Here is an 18496-nt window from a genome sequence, read left to right as displayed (position 1 = left end):
TGTTTCCCCCATGGAAATCAACCCGATCGTCACCAGCATCAAGGACCTCTCCAGCCGCACCGAGACCATTCGGGGGTATCTTTGACTACGATCTGAAAAAGGATCGTCTCGTCGAGGTCGAGCGCGAGCTCGAAGACCCCGCTGTCTGGAACAAGCCCGAATACGCCCAGAACCTTGGCCGCGAGCGCGCTCTGCTGGCCCAGGTGGTCGGTACCCTGGACGAGCTGAACGGTGGCCTGGCGGATGCCAGCGACCTGTTGGAAATGGCTGCCGAAGAGGAAGACCAGAGCGCGGTCGATGACGTGGCGGCCGAGGTGGAGCGCCTGCGCGGCATCCTCGAGAAGCTGGAATTCCGCCGCATGTTCAGCGGCGAGATGGACCCCAACAACTGCTACCTGGACATCCAGGCCGGCTCCGGCGGCACCGAGGCCCAGGACTGGGCCAACATGCTCTTGCGCATGTACCTGCGCTGGGCCGACCAGCATGGCTTCAGCGCCGAGATCGTCGAGTTGTCGGAAGGCGAGGTCGCCGGCATCAAGGGCGCCACCGTGCACATCAAGGGCGAATACGCCTTTGGCTGGCTGCGTACCGAGATCGGCGTGCACCGCCTGGTGCGCAAGAGTCCCTTCGATTCGGGCAACCGTCGCCACACCTCCTTTACCGCGGTGTTCGTCTCGCCCGAGATCGATGACAACATTGACATCGAGATCAACCCGTCCGATTTGCGCGTCGACACCTACCGCTCCTCCGGTGCCGGCGGCCAGCACGTGAACACCACCGACTCCGCGGTGCGGATCACCCACGTGCCCACCAACACCGTGGTGGCCTGCCAGAACGAGCGCTCCCAGCACGCCAACAAGGACACCGCCATGAAGATGCTGCGGGCCAAGTTGTACGAGTTGGAGATGCAGAAGCGCAACGCCGCCTCCCAGGCCCTGGAAGATTCCAAGTCCGATATCGGCTGGGGCCACCAGATCCGCTCCTACGTCCTCGACGCTTCGCGGATCAAGGATCTGCGCACCGGTGTGGAACGCAGCGACTGCGACAAGGTGCTCGACGGCGATCTGGACGAATACCTCGAAGCCAGCCTCAAGCAGGGCGTTTAATCCATCATTTCCTGTAGGAGCGGTCGCATCGGCGCACCGCCATGGCCGCGATAAAACTCTATCGCGGCCATGGGCCGCTCCTACGGTCAGCACCCCAGGTAAAGAGCAGACATGAGCGAACAACCCCTAGATCCCCAAGCCCAGGAGCAGGAAGACAACAAGCTGATCGCCCAGCGCAAGGAAAAGCTTTCCGCGCTGCGTGACCAGCAGGCCATTCCCTTCCCCAATGACTTCCGCCGTGACAGCCTGGCCGGTGACCTGCAGCAGCAGTACGCCGACAAGACCAAGGAAGAGCTGGAAGCCGCGGGCATCAAGGTCAAGGTGGCCGGCCGCATCATGCTCAACCGCGGCGCCTTCATGGTGCTGCAGGACACCAGCGGGCGCATCCAGGTCTACGTCGACCGCAAGACCCTGCCGGCCGAGACTCTGGAAGCGGTCAAGACCTGGGACCTGGGCGACATCATCGCCACCGAAGGCACCCTGGCCCGCTCCGGCAAGGGCGATCTCTACGTCAACATGAGCGACGTGCGCCTGCTGACCAAGTCGCTGCGCCCGCTGCCCGACAAGCACCACGGCCTGACCGACACCGAGCTGCGCTATCGCCAGCGCTATGTCGACCTGATCGTCAACGAAGAAGTGCGCCAGACCTTCCGCGTGCGCTCCCAGGTCATCGCCCACATCCGCCGCTTCCTCATGGAGCGCGGTTTCCTCGAAGTGGAAACGCCGATGCTGCAGACCATTCCCGGCGGCGCGGCGGCCAAGCCCTTCGAAACCCACCACAACGCCCTGGATATGGCCATGTTCCTGCGCATCGCGCCGGAGCTGTACCTCAAGCGGCTGGTGGTCGGTGGCTTCGAGAAGGTCTTCGAGATCAACCGCAACTTCCGCAACGAAGGCGTCTCGACCCGGCACAATCCCGAGTTCACCATGCTCGAGTTCTACCAGGCCTATGCGGATTACCGCGACAACATGGACCTCACCGAGGAACTGTTCCGCGAACTGGCCATGGCCGTGCTCGGCACCACCGACGTGCCCTATGGCGACAAGGTGTTCCACTTCGGCGAGCCCTTCGTGCGCCTGTCGGTGTACGACTCCATCCTCAAGTACAACCCGGACATCACCGCGGCCGATCTCCAGGACGTCGAGAAGGCCCGCGCCATCGCCAAGAAGGCCGGCGCCAAGGTCCTCGGCCACGAAGGCCTGGGCAAGCTGCAGGTGATGATTTTCGAGGAGCTGGTGGAGAGCAAGCTGGAGCAGCCGCACTTCATCACCGAGTACCCCTTCGAGGTCTCGCCGCTGGCCCGGCGCAACGACGACAATCCCAGCGTCACCGACCGCTTCGAGCTGTTCATCGGTGGCCGCGAGATCGCCAACGCCTACTCCGAGCTCAACGACGCCGAAGACCAGGCCGAGCGCTTCATGCTGCAGGTCCAGGAAAAGGACGCCGGTGACGACGAGGCCATGCACTACGACGCCGACTTCATCAACGCCTTGGAATACGGCATGCCGCCCACCGCCGGCGAAGGCATCGGCATCGACCGCCTGGTGATGCTGCTGACCAACTCGCCGTCGATCCGCGACGTCATCCTCTTCCCGCACATGCGTCCGCAATAAGCGCCGCGCCTCCTTTTCGGGGGCGCCGCTGGCACCTGCTGACTCGGGGCTCTGTCATCAAAGGTTCATCCGGACCTGCTAACAGAGCCCTGATGTCGCGTTCCCTCCGCAGGTAGCCATGACCAACACCCTGATCCCCCTGCATCCGGCCGCCGAACGGCTGGGGCTGCTCTACGCCTACCATTTCACCTCCGGTCAGCCGGGGCGTGCCCTGACCATGGCGCCGGAAGATCCCTGGGACGCGGAAGAGGGTGGCTTTCGCTGGCTGCACTTCAACCTGGCCCATGCCGCCGCCGAGCGCTGGATGCGCGAGCACCTGGGACTACCGGAGGAATTCTTCGAATCCCTGCACGCCGGTTCCCATTCGACCCGGCTGGAGCCAGCCGACGATACCCTGCTCGGGGTGGTGAACGACGTGACCCTGGCCTACGGACAGGTCTCGGTGGACGTCGCCACTCTCTGGGCCTGTGCCCGACCGGGACTGCTGGTGACCGCCCGGGCCCAGCCGCTGCGCTCGGTGGATCGCCTGCGCCACGCGGTACGCCGGGGTGAGGGCTTCGGCTCGACCCTGGAATTGCTGGTGCATCTGCTGCGCGACCAGGCCGATGTGCTGACCGGCATCATCCGCGACACCACGGTCAAGGTGGATGCCATCGAGGATCGCCTGCTGTCCCAGCGGCTGTCCGCCAGTCGCGCCGAGCTGGGTAGTCTGAGACGCGCCCTGGTACGCCTGCAGCGCCTGCTGGCCCTGGAACCGGGCTCGCTGCTGCGCCTGCTCAACCGGCCGCCCGCCTGGCTGCGCCGCGACGACATCCAGACCCTGCGCGAGGCCACTGAGGAATTCGATCGGGTGCTGGACGACCTCGCCGCCCTGGTGGAGCGTCTCAAGCTGCTGCAGGAGGAGATCGCCGCCGCCTCCGCCGAGCAGACCAACCGCACCCTGTTCACCCTGACCTTGGTCACGGTGCTGGCCCTGCCGATCAACATCATCGCCGGCTTTTTCGGCATGAACGTCGGCGGCATCCCGCTTGCCGATTCGCCCCATGGCTTCTGGATCCTGGTAGCGTTGGTGGCGACCTTTACCGTGCTGGCCGGTAGCCTGGCCTTCCGCAAGCGCGGCGACTGACCAGAGTCATGCAACCGTTGCAGGCACCGCGCGGTCTCTAGGGGAACCCCCACTGGAGACCGCAATGGACTTCAAGGACTACTACGAGGTGCTCGGCGTCGCCCCCGACGTCGACGACAAGACCCTCAAGACCACCTACCGCAAACTGGCGCGCAAGTACCACCCCGATGTGAGCAAGGAGGCCGATGCCGAGGCCCGCTTCAAGGAGGTGGCCGAGGCCTATGACGTCCTACGCGATCCGCACAAGCGTGCGGAATACGACCAGGTGCGCCTCTATCAGCAACAGGGCGAGCGCTTCCAGGTGCCGCCGGATTGGCAACCGGGCTCGGGTGCCGACTACAGCGATCCCCATGCCGGCTTCGGCCAGGATTATTCGGACTTCTTCGAGTCCCTGTTCGGTGCCGCCGGACGCTCGCAGCAGGGTGGCTTCGCCCGCCGTGGCCGCGACATCGAGCTGGAATTACCCCTGTTTCTCGAAGAGAGCCAGGCCGGCAGCACCAAGCCGCTGAGCTTTTCGCTGCCGCAGCGTGACGAGCTAGGCCGCCGCGTCGGCGAGACCACGAAGACCCTCAACGTCAAGATTCCCGCCGGCAGCACCGATGGCGAGCGTATCCGCTTGAAAGGGCAGGGCGAGCCGGGCATTGGTAGCGCGGAGCCGGGTGACCTCTACCTAGTCATCCGTCTGGTGCCTCATCCCCTGTTCGACGTGGATGGCCAGGATCTGGTGGTCAGCGTGCCGCTCGCCCCCTGGGAGGCGGCCTTGGGCGCCAAGGTGCAGGTGCCGACGCTGGATGGGCAGATCATGCTCAGCATCCCGCCCGGCAGCCAGAACGGTGCGCGGCTGCGGGTACGGGGCAAGGGCCTGGCCGGCAAGAACGGGCAGGGCGATCTGCATGCCCTGATCAAGGTGGTGATGCCGCTCAAAGGTGATGAAGCAACCCAGGCGCTGTGGCGCCAACTGGCCGAGCGGGCGGCCTTCGATCCCCGCCAAGACTGGAGGAAAGTCTGATGAGCAGTCTGATCGTCCTGCAGGAATTCTGCGTGCTCTGCGAGGTGAGCGAGCCGGTGGTGGTGGAAATCGTCGAACACGGCATCCTGGCGCCCCAGCGTGGCAAGCGCCCGGCCGAGTGGCATTTCGACACCGGTGCCCTGCACCGCGCCCGCCGCGCCGTGCGCCTGCGCCACGAACTGGACCTGGACTGGTCCGCGACCGCCCTGGCGCTGCACCTCTTGGATGAGATGGAAGAACTGCGCCGCGAGAACCAGCGGCTGCGACGGCGCCTGGAACGCTTCGCGGGAGAGCTGCGGGACGTCTGACCGACCGCGTAGGGTGGGTTGAGACGGCTTTATCGTCGAAGCCCAACGAGGAAGGTCGCGTCTGGTTGTTGGGCTTCGCTGCGCTCAACCCAACCTACGGAACTCCCGTCTGCACCGAAGCGCCCCCTCTCCCTCTGGGAAAGGGTTGGGGTGAGGGAGCCGGATAGAGGTTTCCAACGTACGGTTTCTATCTGATCACGGCCATGCCGGTACGCCGTAGCAACCGCTCCTACAGGAGCATAGGCTTGCGTAGGAGCGGCCCATGGCCGCGATGTTCTTGATGTACTAACGCCCCATAAAATTATCCCGCCGCAATCAACCCCCGCCGCTGCATCGCCTGTTCCTGACTCAGCCTTTCAATTCTTACCGGCAAGGACTTCGACGCCGGGGTATGGCTACGGGTGTCGTGGTTGGCCAGCGGCGCCAGGCTGTTGGTCTCGGGATAGTAGGCGGCGCAGCAACCGGCCGGTACGTCGAAGGCGATGACCTTGAAGGGCCCGGCCCGACGCGGATAGCCGTCCAGGGCATCACCGACGAAGTCGATGAAGTCACCCTCCTGCACCTCGTGGCGGCGCATGTCCTCCGGGCTGAGCATGGCCACCATGCGTTCGTCGATGTCGCGATAGCGATCGCGATTGGAATAGATGGTGGTGTTGAATTGGTCGTGGCTGCGGATCGTCATCAGTTGCAGATGCTCGGCATCCGGCGGGCTGTCGTCCTCGTCCAGCACGTCGCCGGGAAAGAGGAAGTTGGCCTTGCCGTTGGGGGTATCCCATTTCCGTTCACGGGCCGCATTGGGCAGGCGGAAGCCGCCAGGCTGTTCGATACGGGCGTTGTAGTCGGCGAATTGTTCGGGCAGCACCGCCTCGATCTTGTCGCGGATGAGCGCGTAATTGCCAACCAGGGCGTCCCAATCGATATGGGGATAGCGCTCGCCCAGGGTCGCCTTGGCGATGCCGGCGACGATGGCGATCTCCGACAGCAGTTCCGGCGAGGCCGGTTCCAGGCTACCGGTTGAGCCGTGCACCATGGACATGGAGTCTTCCACGGTGATGGTTTGCACTCCGCTGGCCTGGACATCGCGTTCGGTGCGGCCCAGGCAGGGCAGCAGGAAGGTGCTGCGACCGTGCAGGGTATGGCTCCAGTTGAGCTTGGTGGCGATCTGCACCGTCAGGCGCAGGTTGGCGACATGGGGCGCTACCCGGTCGATGTCGGGAATGGCGCGGAAGAAATTGCCGCCCAGGCCGATGAAGGCCTGGGGTTCGTCGCGCAGCAGGGCTTCGCAGCACTCCACCACGTCGTCGCCGCCCTCGCGGGGCGCCTGGAAATCGAACGCCTGGTCCAGCCTCGCCAGGAAGGGTTCCTTGGGCTTCTGGTAGATGCCCACGGTGCGGTCGCCCTGGACGTTGGAGTGGCCGCGTATGGGACAGGGGCCGGCACCAGGCTTGCCGACGTTGCCGCGCAGCAGCAACAGATTGATGATCTGCTGCAGGACATCGCCGCCGCGGCGGTGTTGGGTCACGCCCATGCCCCAGCAGGCGATCACCCGCTCGGCCTTCATGTAGACCTGAGCCGCGTCCCGCATGGCCGCCTGGGTCAGGCCGGAATAGCGCTCCAGACGCTCCCAGCTCAGCCCCCGGCAGTGTTCGGCGAAGGCTTCCAGGCCGACGCAATGCTGTTCGATGAATGCCACGTCGAGGATGCGCGGGGCGCCGCTGCGGCGCGCTTCGTCGTCAGCCTCGATGACGACCTTGCACAGCCCCTGCATGGCCGCCATGTCGCCGCCGATACGCACCTGGTGGTACTGGGAGCTGATGGCCACGCCGCCGCCCGGCAAGGCCATATCGCGCACGGCCTGGGGCGAGGCGAAGCGCACCAGGGCCTTTTCCCGCAGCGGATTGAAGGTGACGATGGGCACGCCGCGGTGCACGGCGTCGTGCAGTTCGCTCATCATTCGCGGACTGTTGGTACCAGGATTCTGGCCGATGATGAAGATGGCATCGGCCTGGGCGAAATCCTCCAGGTCCAGGGTGCCCTTGCCGACGCCGATGCTCTCTGGCATGGCGGTGGTAGTGGTCTCGTGGCACATGTTGGAACAGTCGGGGAAATTATTCATGCCGTAGAGACGACCGAACAGCTGATAGAGAAAGGCCGACTCGTTGGACGAGCGGCCCGAGGTGTAGAGCTCCAGCTTCCAGGGATCGTCCAGGGCGCGCAGCTCGGTGCCGATCTCGGCGAAGGCGTCCGCCCAGCTCACCGGGCGGTAGGTGTCGCTGGCGGCGTCGTAGCGCAGGGGGTGGGTGAGACGGCCCTGGTCTTCCAGGTCATGGTCGGTCCAGGTGCGCAGTTCGCTCAGGGTATGGGCGGCGAAGAATTCCGGGGTGGTGCGTTTGCGGGTGGCTTCCCAGGCCACTGCCTTGGCGCCGTTCTCGCAGTATTCGAAGGTATGCGGGGTCTTCGGATCGGGCCAGGCGCAGCTCGGGCAGTCGAAGCCACCCGGCTTGTTCATGGTCAGCAATGCCTTGTTGCCGCGCATCAACACCTTCTGGCGGCTCAGGTGCTGGGTCACGGCATTGAGCGCACCCCAGCCCCCGGCGCTGCCGTGCTCCTGGGTGCCGTGCAGGGGTTGAGCGGGGGAATGGGCGGATTGCTTGGTCATGTTCACCTCTGGAACTGAGCCGGACAGGAAGCCGGCGGGTACCTAGAGGGGAACCCTGGAAGCGGGCTGGCGTTCCACCGTCTGGCTGCCGGGCCGACGAGTGCGAGCGGACAGCGAAGCGCCGTTCACCCGCCTGAAGGGGCGCGCCAAGGCGGCCGGTGACTGCTAGGCTGGACGCTTCCGCAGCTACCGAGAAAGCTCACCATGGCCAGCCATATCCTCGACCATCGTATCCTCGGCGAATCCCTGCAGGCGGTGGAGATCGGTCTCGATCCCGGCGAGACGGTGATCGCCGAGGCCGGTGCCATGACCTACATGGAGGCCGACATCGATTTCACCGCACGTATGGGCGATGGGTCCGACGGACTGCTCGGCAAGCTCTGGGGTGCCGGCAAGCGGATGCTCGGCGGTGAGTCGCTGTTCATGACCCATTTCACCAACGAGGGCCGGGAGAAGCGCCACGTCGCCTTTGCCGCGCCCTATCCGGGTCAGGTGATCCCCCTGGATCTGGCAGCCCTGGGCGGCACCCTGTTCTGCCAGCGCGACTCCTTTCTCTGCGCGGCCAAGGGCACCCGTATCGGCGTTGCCTTCACCCGGCGCCTGGGCGCCGGCTTCTTTGGCGGCGAAGGCTTCATCCTGCAGCGGCTGGAAGGCGATGGCATGGCCTTCGTGCACGCCGGGGGCACGGTGATCCGCAAGGAACTCAGGGGCGAAACGCTGCGCCTGGACACTGGCTGCCTGGTGGGCTTCACCAGTGGCATCGACTACAACATCAAGCTGGCCGGTGGCCTGCGCAGCATGCTGTTCGGCGGCGAAGGCCTGGTGCTGGCGACCCTGAGCGGCCACGGCACGGTGTGGATCCAGACCTTGCCCTTTTCCCGGCTAGCCGGCCGGGTCCAGGCCGCGGCCGGCGGCGGCGTCGGTGAACGCCGCGCGGGTGGCGACTGATCCGTTCGCACCACCCCGGGCGTGCCCGGCGGTGGCTCAGCTGCCCAGCTGACGGCGGAACTGGCTGGGCGGCACGCCCTGGGCCTGGCGGAAGCGCCGTGAAAAGTAGGCTTCGTCGGCGAAGCCACAGCGCATGGCGATCTCGCCCACCGACAGTTCGGTGTCCAACAACAGGCTCCTGGCCAGGTGCATGCGGCGCTCCAGCACCAATTCGCTGAAGGTCTTGCCGGTTTCCTTGCGCAACCAGTGCGACAGGTAGTTGGGCGACAGGAAGCTGGCTGCCGCCACGGTCTTCAGGTCCAGTTCTGGATCGGCGAGATGGTGGCGTACGTACTCGGTCATGCGGGCCAGGGCGTTGCGGCGGCTGCGCCGGGTGGCATTGGCCGCACTGAGCGCCTGCAGGGGATCGGCGTAGGCCCGGCAGACGAGCGCGATCAATTGCAGCAGACAGCCCTTGAGGTATTCCCGTGTGCCGAAGGGGCGCTCCGCCGCGGCATCCAGGGCCTGCATCCTTCCGAGCAGGGTGAGGACCTCCGCCCAGTCGCGCTCGTCCAGGGCGAAATCCAGCTCGCCCTGGAAACGGAAGGGGGCGAGTTCGGGGGCCTGCTGCAGGCTGACGTCCTCCAAGTCCAGGGGCGAGCAGTCCAGCTGGGGCAGCAGGAAATGCTGGTCGAAATTCAGCAGCAAGGCCCGGCTGCCGGGTGCCGGCGGGATGTGATGCAGTCGGTGCGGCAGGACGAAGGCCAGGCTGCGTTCGGCGAAGGGCCGCTCGACGCTGCCGATCCGCTGGCTGCCCGCCGCGCCCAGGTTGACCTGGATCTGGAAGTACTCATGACGATGGGGCAGGGGTTCGGCGGTGGAAAAGGATTTTTCGCGGATATGGAAGTCGGCCTTGGCGCTGCGTTGGCGCATGCCGAAGGTGGGAACGCGGGGGGTGGCACGCATCTTTATCTCCAAAGGCAGGCGTGGAGACGCCGCCAGCAAGGGTGTCGCTGCGCGGGCGATGGCGATCGTCCAAGTCGATCCACGGGCGGCATTCGCCCGGGCCGCTCTGGCCCGCGGCTCCGCTGCGGTGCGGGTGGGTGACTGAGGACGCAGGGGAATCTGGATTTATCCACGCACTTGATGGCTGACCCCTTCGCCAGGCCTCTCGGGCGATTGTCAAGGTATAGTCGTACGATAACCTACATCCGTTGTAACAGGGGTAATGCCGTTTCGCCGGCGGCCCCGGGAAACCTCCCGCCACGCGCTCTCCAACAATAAAAAGGGGCTCTGGAATGTCGACTCTCTCTACCTCTCCCAAGACGGCCACCACCCGCGATGCCGCCGCCGCCCGGGCACTGCCGACGCGGCGCCGCTGGTTCATGCTGACGTTGCTGCTGGTCGCCACCGTCATCAACTACGTGGACCGGGTGAACATCTCCATCGCCGCACCCTTCCTGTCCCGCGACCTCGGCCTGGACAAGGTGCAGATGGGCCTGATCTTCTCCGCCTTCGCCTGGACCTACGCCTTCGCCCTGGTGCCCGCCGGTTTCATCGCCGATCGCTTCGGCTCGCGGCTGGTGTACGGCGCCTCCCTGATCACCTGGTCCGCCGCGACGGTGGGGCAGGGCATGGTCAGCGGCTTCGCGTCGTTGTTCGGCCTGCGGCTCGCCGTCGGCGCCCTGGAAGCGCCGGCCTTTCCGGCCAACAGCCGAGCGGTCACGGTGTGGTTCCCGGCGCGCGAGCGCGGCATGGCCAGCAGCATCTACGTCTGTGGCCAGTACCTCGGCACGGCGCTGTTCACCGGGGGTCTGCTATGGCTCGCCACTCACTACAGCTGGCGCCACGTGTTCTACGTGACCGGCAGCGCCGGCATCCTCTTCGGCCTGGTCTGGCTGTGGCTCTATCGCGATCCGAGCGAGTGCAAGAAGGTCAGCCCGGAGGAGCTGGCCTACATCGAAGAAGGCGGCGCCCTGGTCAAGAGCGCGGGCGAGCGTACCCGTTTCGACTGGCGGCAACTGGCTGAACTGCTCAGCTACCGGCAGGTTTGGGCGATCTGCCTGGGCAAGTTCGCCAGCACCTCGGCGTTGTATTTTTTCCTCACCTGGTTCCCCACCTATCTGATGGAGGAACGGCAGATGAGCACCATCAAGGTCGGCATCTTCGCCGTGCTGCCCTTCGTCGGCGCCACCGTGGGCATCCTGCTGGCCGGGGCGATATCGGACCTGCTGATCCGCCGTGGCTGCTCGCTGTCGTTCGCGCGCAAGCTGCCGCTGGTGGTGGGATCGGCACTGGGCATGTCCATCGTGCTGGTCAACTTCACCGACTCCAACCTGCTGTGCATCGCCATCCTGACCTGCGCCTTCTTCGCCCAAGGGATCGCCTCGGCGTCCTGGGCGGCGGTGTCGGAGGTGGCGCCCAAGGAGTTGATCGGCGTCACCGGCGGCTTCACCAGCCTGGCGGCGAACATCGGCGGAATCGTCACTCCCACAGTGATCGGTTTCATCGTGCAGAGCACCGGGACCTTCGCCTACGCCTTCTGGTTCATCGGCGCGGTGGCCCTGATGGGCACGCTGTCCTATTCCTTCCTGCTCGGTCGGCTGCACCGCATCGAATTGCGCCCACGCTGAGGACCTGCGGCCAGGCCTCGCCGCCAGCCGCCACTCCGTTCGGGAGTGGCGGCTGGCGTCCGTCGGGGGCCTGCTCCGCGCATTCCAGGAGCCGTCTTTTGTCCAGGCGATAGCCGGAAAACTGCAAATTCCCGCGCTGACCTTCTCCTAGCATGGGATCACCCACCCGCTCAGGACGATCCCCATGCTCGTCGATGCCCCCGCTTCCTTCGCTTCGCCCCTAGCGCCTCTACCAGCGCCACCGCCGCCCGCCAGCATCGCCATCGCCGGCCATGGCGAGCGCTTCACCGTCGGCCGGGTGTTCTGTCTGGGCCGCAACTACGGTTCGGGCGAGACGCCCGCCGCCCGCGGGGCCACGCCGCTGTATTTCATGAAGCCCGCCAGCGCGGTGATGGACGCCCGGGGCGAAGTGCCCTTTCCGCCTGCCACCACCGAGTTCTGCCACGAAGTGGAACTTGTGGTGGCCCTTGGGCGCGGCGGCTTCCGCATCCCGGTGGTGACGGCACTCGAGCACGTCTGGGGCTACGCCGTGGGATTGGACATGACCCGTCGCGACCTGCAGGCCCGAGCCAAGGCCGAGGGCCAGTCCTGGGAGGCGGCCAAGGGATTCGACGGGGCGGCGCCCATCGGGCCGCTGGTCCCCGTAGCCCAGTGCGGCCATCCCGCCCAGGGCGCCATCTGGCTCGCGGTGAACGGCGAGGAGCGGCAGCGCGCCGATCTGGGCGAACTCCTCTGGTCGGTGGCCGAGGCCATCAGCCTGCTGTCCGGCTACCTGCCGCTGCGGCCCGGCGACCTGCTCATGACCGGTACGCCTCCCGGTGTCGCGCCACTGGCGGCGGGCGATGTCATCACCGCCGGCATCGCCGGTCTCGGGCGGCTCGACCTGGTGGTCGGCCACCCCCCGCAACCCTGGAATCCTGGAGAACAACAATGAACGAGACGTCCACCCCGCGCATCGCTCTGGTGACCGGTGCCGGCAGCGGCATCGGCAAGGCCGTGGCCCTGGCCTTCCTCGACGCGGGCTTCACCGTGGTGCTCGCCGGACGGCGCAGTGAGCCGTTGCAGGCGCTGGTCGACCAGGCCCTGGGGCAAGGACAGCAGGCCCTGGCGATCCCCACCGACGTGCGCGATCCGGCCAGCGTGGAGCGGCTTTTCGCCCAGATCGAGCGAGAGCTGGGGCGTCTGGATCTGCTGTTCAACAACGCCGGCGTCAACGCTCCCGCGGTACCGGTCGACGAGCTGCCGCTGGACAACTGGGCCAACGTCCTCGCCACCAATGTCACCGGCGTCTTCCTCTGCGCCCGCGCCGCCTTCGGCCTGATGCGGCGCCAGTCGCCCCAGGGCGGGCGGATCATCAACAACGGCTCCATCTCGGCCCACGCCCCGCGGCCGTTCAGCGCGCCCTATACGGTGAGCAAGCATGCGGTGCTGGGACTGACCAAGAGCCTGGCGCTGGACGGCCGGGCCTACGACATCGCCTGCAGCCAGATCGACATTGGCAACGCCCTCACCGAACTGTCGGAGCGCATGACCCGGGGCGTGCGCCAGGCCAACGGCGAGATCGCCGTGGAGCCCATGTGCGACGTCCGGCATGTCGCCGATGCGGTGCGCTACATTGCCGGACTACCGCTGTCGGCCAACGTCCTGAACCTGACCGTGATGGCGACGAAGATGCCCTTCGTCGGCCGCGGCTGAGACCCGTGGAGGAGTTCCCCATGAGCAAACCCGTCATCCTGCAACTTAGCGCCATCCTGATTCCGGCGATCCGCGAGCGCCTCGCCGAGCGCTTCGAGGTACATCGCTACTTCGAGATCGAAGACCAGGCGGCCTTTCTCGCCAGCCACGGCGCCCGCATCCGCGGCGTGGTGACCGGCGGCCATACCGGCATCGCCCGGACGCTGCTGGAGCAGTTGCCGGCCGTGGAAGTGATCGCCGTCAACGGTGTCGGCACCGATGCCATCGACCTGGCCTATTGCCGCGACCGCGGCATCAAGGTGGCGGCCACCCTGGGCGCCCTGACCGAGGACGTGGCCGACCTGGCCGTGGGCCTGCTCATCGGCGCCTGCCGCGGACTCATGGAAAGCGACGGCTTCGTCCGGGCCGGCCACTGGGCCACCAGTCCCGCGCCGCTGGCACCCTTGCCGCTGGCGCGCCGCTTCAGCGGCATGCGCGTCGGCATCGTCGGCCTGGGCCGGGTCGGACGGGCGGTTGCAACGCGGGTCGCCGCCTTCGGTTGCCCGGTCGCCTACACCGACCTGCGGCCGATGACCGACGTCGAGCACACCTTCGTCGGTGATCTGGTCGAACTGGCCCGCCAGAGCGATGCCCTAGTGGTCGCCGCGGCGGCGGACCAGGCCAGCGGCATCATCGATGCCCAGGTGCTGGAGGCGTTGGGCCCGGACGGCTTTCTGGTCAACATCGCCCGCGGCAAGCTGGTCGATGAAGCCGCACTGATCGCCGCCCTGCGCAAGGGGCAGATCGCCGGCGCCGGGCTGGACGTCTTCGTCGACGAGCCGCGGGTTCCGGCGGCGCTGAGGGAGGATTGGCGGGTGGTGCTGCAACCGCATCGCGCCAGCGCTACGGTGGAAACCCGGACGCGGATGGGCGAGATGGTGATCGAGGCCCTGGAGACGGGCCTCGCCGGGGGCGAACCGGCCGGACGCGTGGCCTAAACCGGCCTCAAGCCCGCTGCAGCGCGCTCTGGGGCGCCATGCGCTCCAGCCAGTCACGCCAGCGCACCCGGCTGTCGTGGACCAGCCAGCCGTCCTGGCGGGCGAAGCTTTCCGACAGCCAGAGGCCGCGGGTCGACACCGGCAGGCGCTGGCCGGCGGACAGGGTGTAGAGCTCGCCGGTGGGTTTGCCGTCGTCCAGGGCGACCAGATAGAGATCCGGGCGTTGCCGGGCCAGGCGCGCCAGCAACTGGCCGTTCTCGATCTTCTCGTCGACGTGGAACAGACTCGGCGCCTTGCACTCCTTGGGCAGCTCCAGCAGCAGGTCATAGACCAGCTGCAGCGAGGCGGTGGGGGTGTGCACATAGGCGCGAGGGCGCTCCAGCAGCGCCAGGCTGCCGCAGCGCACCGGTCGCGCCGCGCCCGAACGCGGGGTCAGGCGAAAGGCCACGTCCTCGCGATAGGGCAGGGCCGGGGCATAGGGCGTCGGCAGCCAGGTGTCGGCGAAGCGGCCGGCCAGCCAGCCGCGCGGCGTCTCGATCAGGCACTCCTCGGCCACCTCCTGCACGGCGGTGAGCAGCGGCAGGGCCAGTTCGTGGGTCGGGATATAGCCGGAGATCAGCTTGAGCACCACGTCGCCCCGATCGGGCCGGCGCTGGCGCACCAGCAGCCAGTGGTCCTGGCCCTGCCAGTTCAACGTCAGGCGCACCGAGACGCCCAGGTTGGCGAGCTTCGCACTGAAGTGCTGGGCATCCTCGATCTCGATCGGCTGGCGCCGCTCCAGCATCTCGCTGAAATTCAGCGGTTGGCCGAGGGCCTGGTAGGTGAGGCCGTCATGATTGGCCTCGACCGAAAGGGGCAGGGTCTTGAACGCCTTGGGATTGTGGCGGGCGATGAGCTGGGGCATGGCCGACTCCTGTTGTAGTGTGCCGCGGACGCGCCGTCCCGGGCGATCGGGCAGGGCGTCCAGTGGACGAAGGCAAGGGTTCAGCGAAACGCTCTGGATCAGGGCCGAGCGGTGATCACTTCGGCCAGGGTACGGACATTATGTGACAGGTGCAGGGGATCGATAGTGCCGACTATCGCACTGCTCACCCCGGGCTCGCCGAACACCCGGGCGAAGCTGGCCCGCACCGGATCCTGGCCGGCGCCGAGTACGGCGTGACCGCTGGCCAGGGCCTTCTTGATCAGGATGCCCTTGCCCTGGGCGGCGGCGGCCTGGATCACCGGGATCTCGGCGTCTTCGTTGAGGTTGAAGGTGACCATGGCGCAATCGCCGGTTTCCAGAGCCTTGAGGCCGCCGGCGGCGGTCTTGCCGGAAAAGCCGAAGGCGCGGATCAGGCCTTCGCGCTTGAGTTCGGCCAGGGTCTCGTAGCAGCCGCTGTCTTCGAGAATGCTCAGGTCGTTGCCGTCGGAGTGCACCAGCACCAGGTCCAGCCAGTCGGTTTCCAGACGCTTCAGGCTGCGTTCCACCGAGCGGCGGGTATGGGCCGGGCTGAAGTCGAAGCTGGACAGTCCGCCTTCGAATTCCTCACCGACCTTGCTGGCGATCACCCAGTGCTGGCGCTGGCCACGCAGCAGCGGACCCAGACGCTCTTCGCTGCGGCCATAGGCCGGGGCGGTATCCAGCAGGTTGATGCCCAGCTCGCGAGCCAGGCTGAGCAGGTCGGCGGCGGTGCGATCGTCGGGGATGGTGAAGCCATTGGGATACTTCACGCCCTGGTCGCGGCCGAACTTGACCGTGCCCAGGCCCAGGGGGGAAATCTCCAGGCCGGTGCTACCCAGGGGGCGGTGCAGGCCGTGCAGGGTGCGCAGGCTCATGGCAGCAGTTCCTCCCAGAAGGGCGCGGCCACCGGCGGTTGCGGATGGGCGGGCAGGGTGGGGTGTTGTCCGGGGGCGATGCCGTCGCGGGCGAGATTGGCGAGGACACGGTCGGCCAGGTCCGGCGACAGCGCCAGCTTGGTCGGCCAGCCCACCAGCAGACGGCCTTCCTCTGCGAGAAAGGCGTTGTCCGGCCGCACCAGTCCGGATTGCGCCGGCTCGGCGCGATCCACGCGCAGGGTTGCCCAGCGGGCGCCGTCGAAGTCGATCCAGGGCAGCAGGCGCTGCAATTCCTCGCGCGCCGTGGCGATCTGCGCCGCTGGCTCACGGGCCACGCCCTCGGCCTCGGCCAGATCGCCGCCCAGGTACCACAGCCACTGGCCGTCGGCGGTGGGGTGGCTGGTGATGGTCACCCGCGGCTTGGGGCCGCCACCCAGACAGTGCGCATAGAGGGGTTTGAGCATGGGGCCCTTGACCACCACCATGTGCAGCGGTCGGCGCTGCATGGCCGGCTGTTCCAGATGGAGTGCCTGGAGCAGAGCGGCCATGCCGGCGCCGGCGGTGAGCACGATGCGGCGGGCGCGGATGGCCTGGCCGTCCACCACCAGGCCGATCAGTTCGCCGTCTTCGCGCAGGGGCTGGAGGTCATGCCCGGCCAGCAGGCTGTCGCCGGCCAGCTCGGCCAGGCGCGCGACGAGGCTGGGTACGTCCAGCACCAGTTCGGCCAGACGATAGACCTTGCCCTTGAAGGCCCGGTCGCGCAGGGCCGGGGGCAGTTCGTCGCCCTTGACCGCATCCACCCGGCCACGCACCGCCTTGCTGGCGAAGAAGCTGGTGAGGTTGCCGGCCAGGCTGCCGGGCGACCAGAGGTAGTGGGCTTCGGAGAGCAGGCGCACGCCGGACAGATCCAGCTCGCCGTTGCCGGCCAGGCTCTCGCGCCAGCGCCGCGGCATGTCGGCGATGGCCTCGGAGGCACCGGTGAGCATCCCGGTCAGGGCATACTTGGTACCGCCATGGATGATGCCCTGGGACTTGCCACTCTGGCCGCCGCCCAGGGTGCCGGTCTCCACCAGCACGGTGGCGTAGCCGGCGCGTCTGAGACGGGCGTTGAGCCAGAGGCCGGCGACGCCGCCGCCGACGATGAGGATATCGGTGGAGCAGGGTTGGGACATGAACGAGACCTAGTAGAAAGCGAGGACATTACACATTACGTGGAATTTTACACGCTACGTGTAATGTCCTGCCCCTCATCAATGCCCGGTGCTGCCGGAAAACAGCTGGATCACCACCACGCCGGCGACGATCAGCCCCATGCCCAGCATGGCCGGCAGGTCCAGCTTCTGGTCATAGAGAAAGGCCGCGGCGATGCTCACCAGCACGATGCCCAGCCCGGCCCAGATGGCGTAGGCGACGCCCACGGGAATGCTGCGCACCACCAGGGTCAGCATCCAGAAGGCCAGGCCGTAGCCAGTGATGACCAGAAACAGTGGCAGTGGCTTGCTGAAGCCATTGATGGCTTTCATAGAGGTGGTGGCGACGACTTCGGCGGCGATGGCGATGGCCAGGTAGATGTATCCGCTCATGATGATTCCTCCTGTCGAATGCCTCATTGTGCCTTGTGCGGCGATAGGTGAAAGTTGATACCTATCCGTTGAGGAGATGGGTCGTGCAGTGGAATCTGGAGCAGCTGGAGATCTTCGTCGGCATCGCCGAGGGCGCGAGTTTCTCGGCCATGGCACGCCGTCTGGGACGGGCGCAATCGGCGGTGAGCACTGCCATCGCCCTGCTGGAGACCGATCTGGGCGTCGCGCTGTTCGCGCGCAGCAATGGTCGCACGCCGGTCATCACCGCGGCCGGTCTGGCGCTGCTGGAGGAGGCGCGTGAGGTCTTGCGCCAGTGCCAGCGGCTGGACAGTCGCGCCCAGGCCCTCTGCGCCGGCCAGGAACCCTTGTTGCGCCTGGCGCTGGACGAAGCCATGCCCTACCAGCCAGTGCTCGATGCCCTGGACGCTCTGGCCGCGGCCTTCCCGCACCTGGAAGTCCAGCTCACCAGCGGCGCCCAGGGCGATGTGGCGCGCAAGCTGCTCACCGACCAGGCCGACCTCGGCCTGCTGTTTCGCCACGAGCACATGCCCCAGGCCCTGGAGCGCCAGGCCCTGGGCGATGTCGCCCAGGTCACCGCCTGCGGCGCCCAGCATCCCTTGGCCAGCCAGCGTGGGGTAGGGCGGCGCGAACTGGCCCGCCACCGTCAGCTGCTGATCGCGCCGCTGGAGCATCCCTATCCCGGTGGCGAGCAGATCGCGCCCCAGGTCTGGCGCGCCGACAGCTTCTATCTGCTCGCCGAATTGCTGATGCGCGGCCTGGGCTGGGGCTGGTTGCCGCGGCACGTGGCGCGCTATCCCTCCTACCAGGGATTGCTCGCCGAACTGGCCTGCGACTGGGTACCGCCGGCCCTGGTGGTGGAGCTGGCCTGGCGCCGCAACGCCGCGCCGGGGCCGGCGGCGCGCTGGCTGGCGCAACGGCTGGCCGAAGAGTTGCGGGCGATTGGTTGAGTCGAGGTGTTGGGCTTCGCTGCGCTCAGCGCCAACCTACGGGCGCTCCGCGTAGGTTGGGTTGAGCGCAGCG

General features: G+C 67.0%; 17 protein-coding genes. 11 read left to right on the top strand and 6 right to left on the bottom strand.

Annotated features, from left to right (window positions below):
• The first annotated feature begins 10 nt into the window (after positions 1 to 10).
• The 5 genes from prfB to V6W80_RS19155 all read left to right on the top strand — a co-directional run bounded on the left by prfB (position 11) and on the right by V6W80_RS19155 (position 5163).
• Positions 11 to 1106, top strand: a protein-coding gene (gene prfB / locus V6W80_RS19175; protein WP_143075288.1) for a peptide chain release factor 2 whose coding sequence is annotated in 2 segments (ribosomal slippage) — positions 11 to 82 and positions 84 to 1106 — 1095 coding nt in all. Because the reading frame shifts where the segments join, the coding sequence is not laid out codon by codon here.
• Between the two features lie 111 nt (positions 1107 to 1217).
• Positions 1218 to 2720, top strand: coding sequence for a lysine--tRNA ligase (gene lysS / locus V6W80_RS19170; RefSeq protein ID WP_064307878.1), 1503 nt, complete (start codon positions 1218 to 1220; stop codon positions 2718 to 2720).
• A gap of 118 nt (positions 2721 to 2838) precedes the next feature.
• Positions 2839 to 3846, top strand: coding sequence for a transporter (locus tag V6W80_RS19165; RefSeq protein ID WP_059316035.1), 1008 nt, complete (start codon positions 2839 to 2841; stop codon positions 3844 to 3846).
• 64 nt (positions 3847 to 3910) lie between these two features.
• Positions 3911 to 4855 carry a curved DNA-binding protein gene (gene cbpA, locus V6W80_RS19160; protein ID WP_338545106.1) on the top strand — a complete coding sequence of 315 codons (945 nt, stop codon included), beginning with the start codon at positions 3911 to 3913 and terminating at the stop codon, positions 4853 to 4855.
• Entirely contained in the window at positions 4855 to 5163 is a 309-nt protein-coding gene (locus V6W80_RS19155; RefSeq protein ID WP_338545105.1) for a chaperone modulator CbpM, read from the top strand. Before cbpA ends, V6W80_RS19155 begins: the two co-directional genes overlap by 1 nt.
• 301 nt (positions 5164 to 5464) lie before the next feature.
• Here V6W80_RS19155 and V6W80_RS19150 read toward each other — a convergent pair whose 3' ends face one another.
• Positions 5465 to 7822 carry an FdhF/YdeP family oxidoreductase gene (locus V6W80_RS19150; protein ID WP_338545104.1) on the bottom strand — a complete coding sequence of 786 codons (2358 nt, stop codon included), beginning with the start codon at positions 7820 to 7822 and terminating at the stop codon, positions 5465 to 5467.
• Positions 7823 to 8026: 204 nt separating this feature from the next.
• Between V6W80_RS19150 and V6W80_RS19145 the strand changes: the two genes are divergently transcribed.
• Positions 8027 to 8770, top strand: coding sequence for a TIGR00266 family protein (locus tag V6W80_RS19145; protein ID WP_017640772.1), 744 nt, complete (start codon positions 8027 to 8029; stop codon positions 8768 to 8770).
• A 36-nt stretch (positions 8771 to 8806) separates the two neighbouring features.
• Here V6W80_RS19145 and V6W80_RS19140 read toward each other — a convergent pair whose 3' ends face one another.
• Positions 8807 to 9715 (bottom strand): helix-turn-helix transcriptional regulator, encoded by a 909-nt coding sequence (locus V6W80_RS19140; RefSeq protein WP_338545103.1) that lies wholly within the window; start codon positions 9713 to 9715, stop codon positions 8807 to 8809.
• 332 nt (positions 9716 to 10047) lie between these two features.
• On the opposite strand from V6W80_RS19140, the gene V6W80_RS19135 reads away from it, so the two are divergent.
• The 4 genes from V6W80_RS19135 (at position 10048) to V6W80_RS19120 (ending at position 14054) form a co-directional block, all read left to right on the top strand.
• Complete coding sequence (locus tag V6W80_RS19135; RefSeq protein ID WP_338545102.1) at positions 10048 to 11382, top strand: MFS transporter; 1335 nt, start codon at positions 10048 to 10050, stop codon at positions 11380 to 11382.
• Between the two features lie 184 nt (positions 11383 to 11566).
• Complete coding sequence (locus V6W80_RS19130) at positions 11567 to 12316, top strand: fumarylacetoacetate hydrolase family protein (RefSeq protein ID WP_338545101.1); 750 nt, start codon at positions 11567 to 11569, stop codon at positions 12314 to 12316.
• Positions 12313 to 13077, top strand: coding sequence for an SDR family oxidoreductase (locus V6W80_RS19125; protein WP_338545100.1), 765 nt, complete (start codon positions 12313 to 12315; stop codon positions 13075 to 13077). The genes V6W80_RS19130 and V6W80_RS19125 overlap by 4 nt, the downstream gene beginning before the upstream one ends.
• 20 nt (positions 13078 to 13097) lie before the next feature.
• The gene (locus V6W80_RS19120) at positions 13098 to 14054 is read left to right on the top strand and encodes a 2-hydroxyacid dehydrogenase (protein WP_338545099.1); all 957 of its coding nucleotides are present in this window, start codon (positions 13098 to 13100) and stop codon (positions 14052 to 14054) included.
• 7 nt (positions 14055 to 14061) lie between these two features.
• Here V6W80_RS19120 and V6W80_RS19115 read toward each other — a convergent pair whose 3' ends face one another.
• The 4 genes from V6W80_RS19115 to V6W80_RS19100 form a co-directional block, all read right to left on the bottom strand.
• A complete protein-coding gene (locus tag V6W80_RS19115) occupies positions 14062 to 14958 on the bottom strand; it encodes a metal ABC transporter ATPase (RefSeq protein WP_160923855.1) in 897 nt (298 codons plus the stop codon).
• A gap of 98 nt (positions 14959 to 15056) precedes the next feature.
• Positions 15057 to 15872, bottom strand: coding sequence for an aldo/keto reductase (locus tag V6W80_RS19110; protein ID WP_068383443.1), 816 nt, complete (start codon positions 15870 to 15872; stop codon positions 15057 to 15059).
• Complete coding sequence (locus tag V6W80_RS19105) at positions 15869 to 17044, bottom strand: FAD-dependent oxidoreductase (protein WP_338545098.1); 1176 nt, start codon at positions 17042 to 17044, stop codon at positions 15869 to 15871. The genes V6W80_RS19110 and V6W80_RS19105 overlap by 4 nt, the downstream gene beginning before the upstream one ends.
• A gap of 78 nt (positions 17045 to 17122) precedes the next feature.
• Positions 17123 to 17455 carry a DMT family transporter gene (locus V6W80_RS19100; RefSeq protein ID WP_338545097.1) on the bottom strand — a complete coding sequence of 111 codons (333 nt, stop codon included), beginning with the start codon at positions 17453 to 17455 and terminating at the stop codon, positions 17123 to 17125.
• A gap of 83 nt (positions 17456 to 17538) precedes the next feature.
• Between V6W80_RS19100 and V6W80_RS19095 the strand changes: the two genes are divergently transcribed.
• Positions 17539 to 18423 (top strand): LysR family transcriptional regulator, encoded by an 885-nt coding sequence (locus V6W80_RS19095; RefSeq protein WP_338545096.1) that lies wholly within the window; start codon positions 17539 to 17541, stop codon positions 18421 to 18423.
• Positions 18424 to 18496: the final 73 nt, after the last annotated feature.

Origin of the sequence: Pseudomonas benzopyrenica (assembly GCF_036884265.1) — a bacterium.
GTDB lineage: Bacteria > Pseudomonadota > Gammaproteobacteria > Pseudomonadales > Pseudomonadaceae > Chryseomonas > Chryseomonas benzopyrenica.
This window is presented reverse-complemented; position numbering and strand designations above follow the sequence as displayed.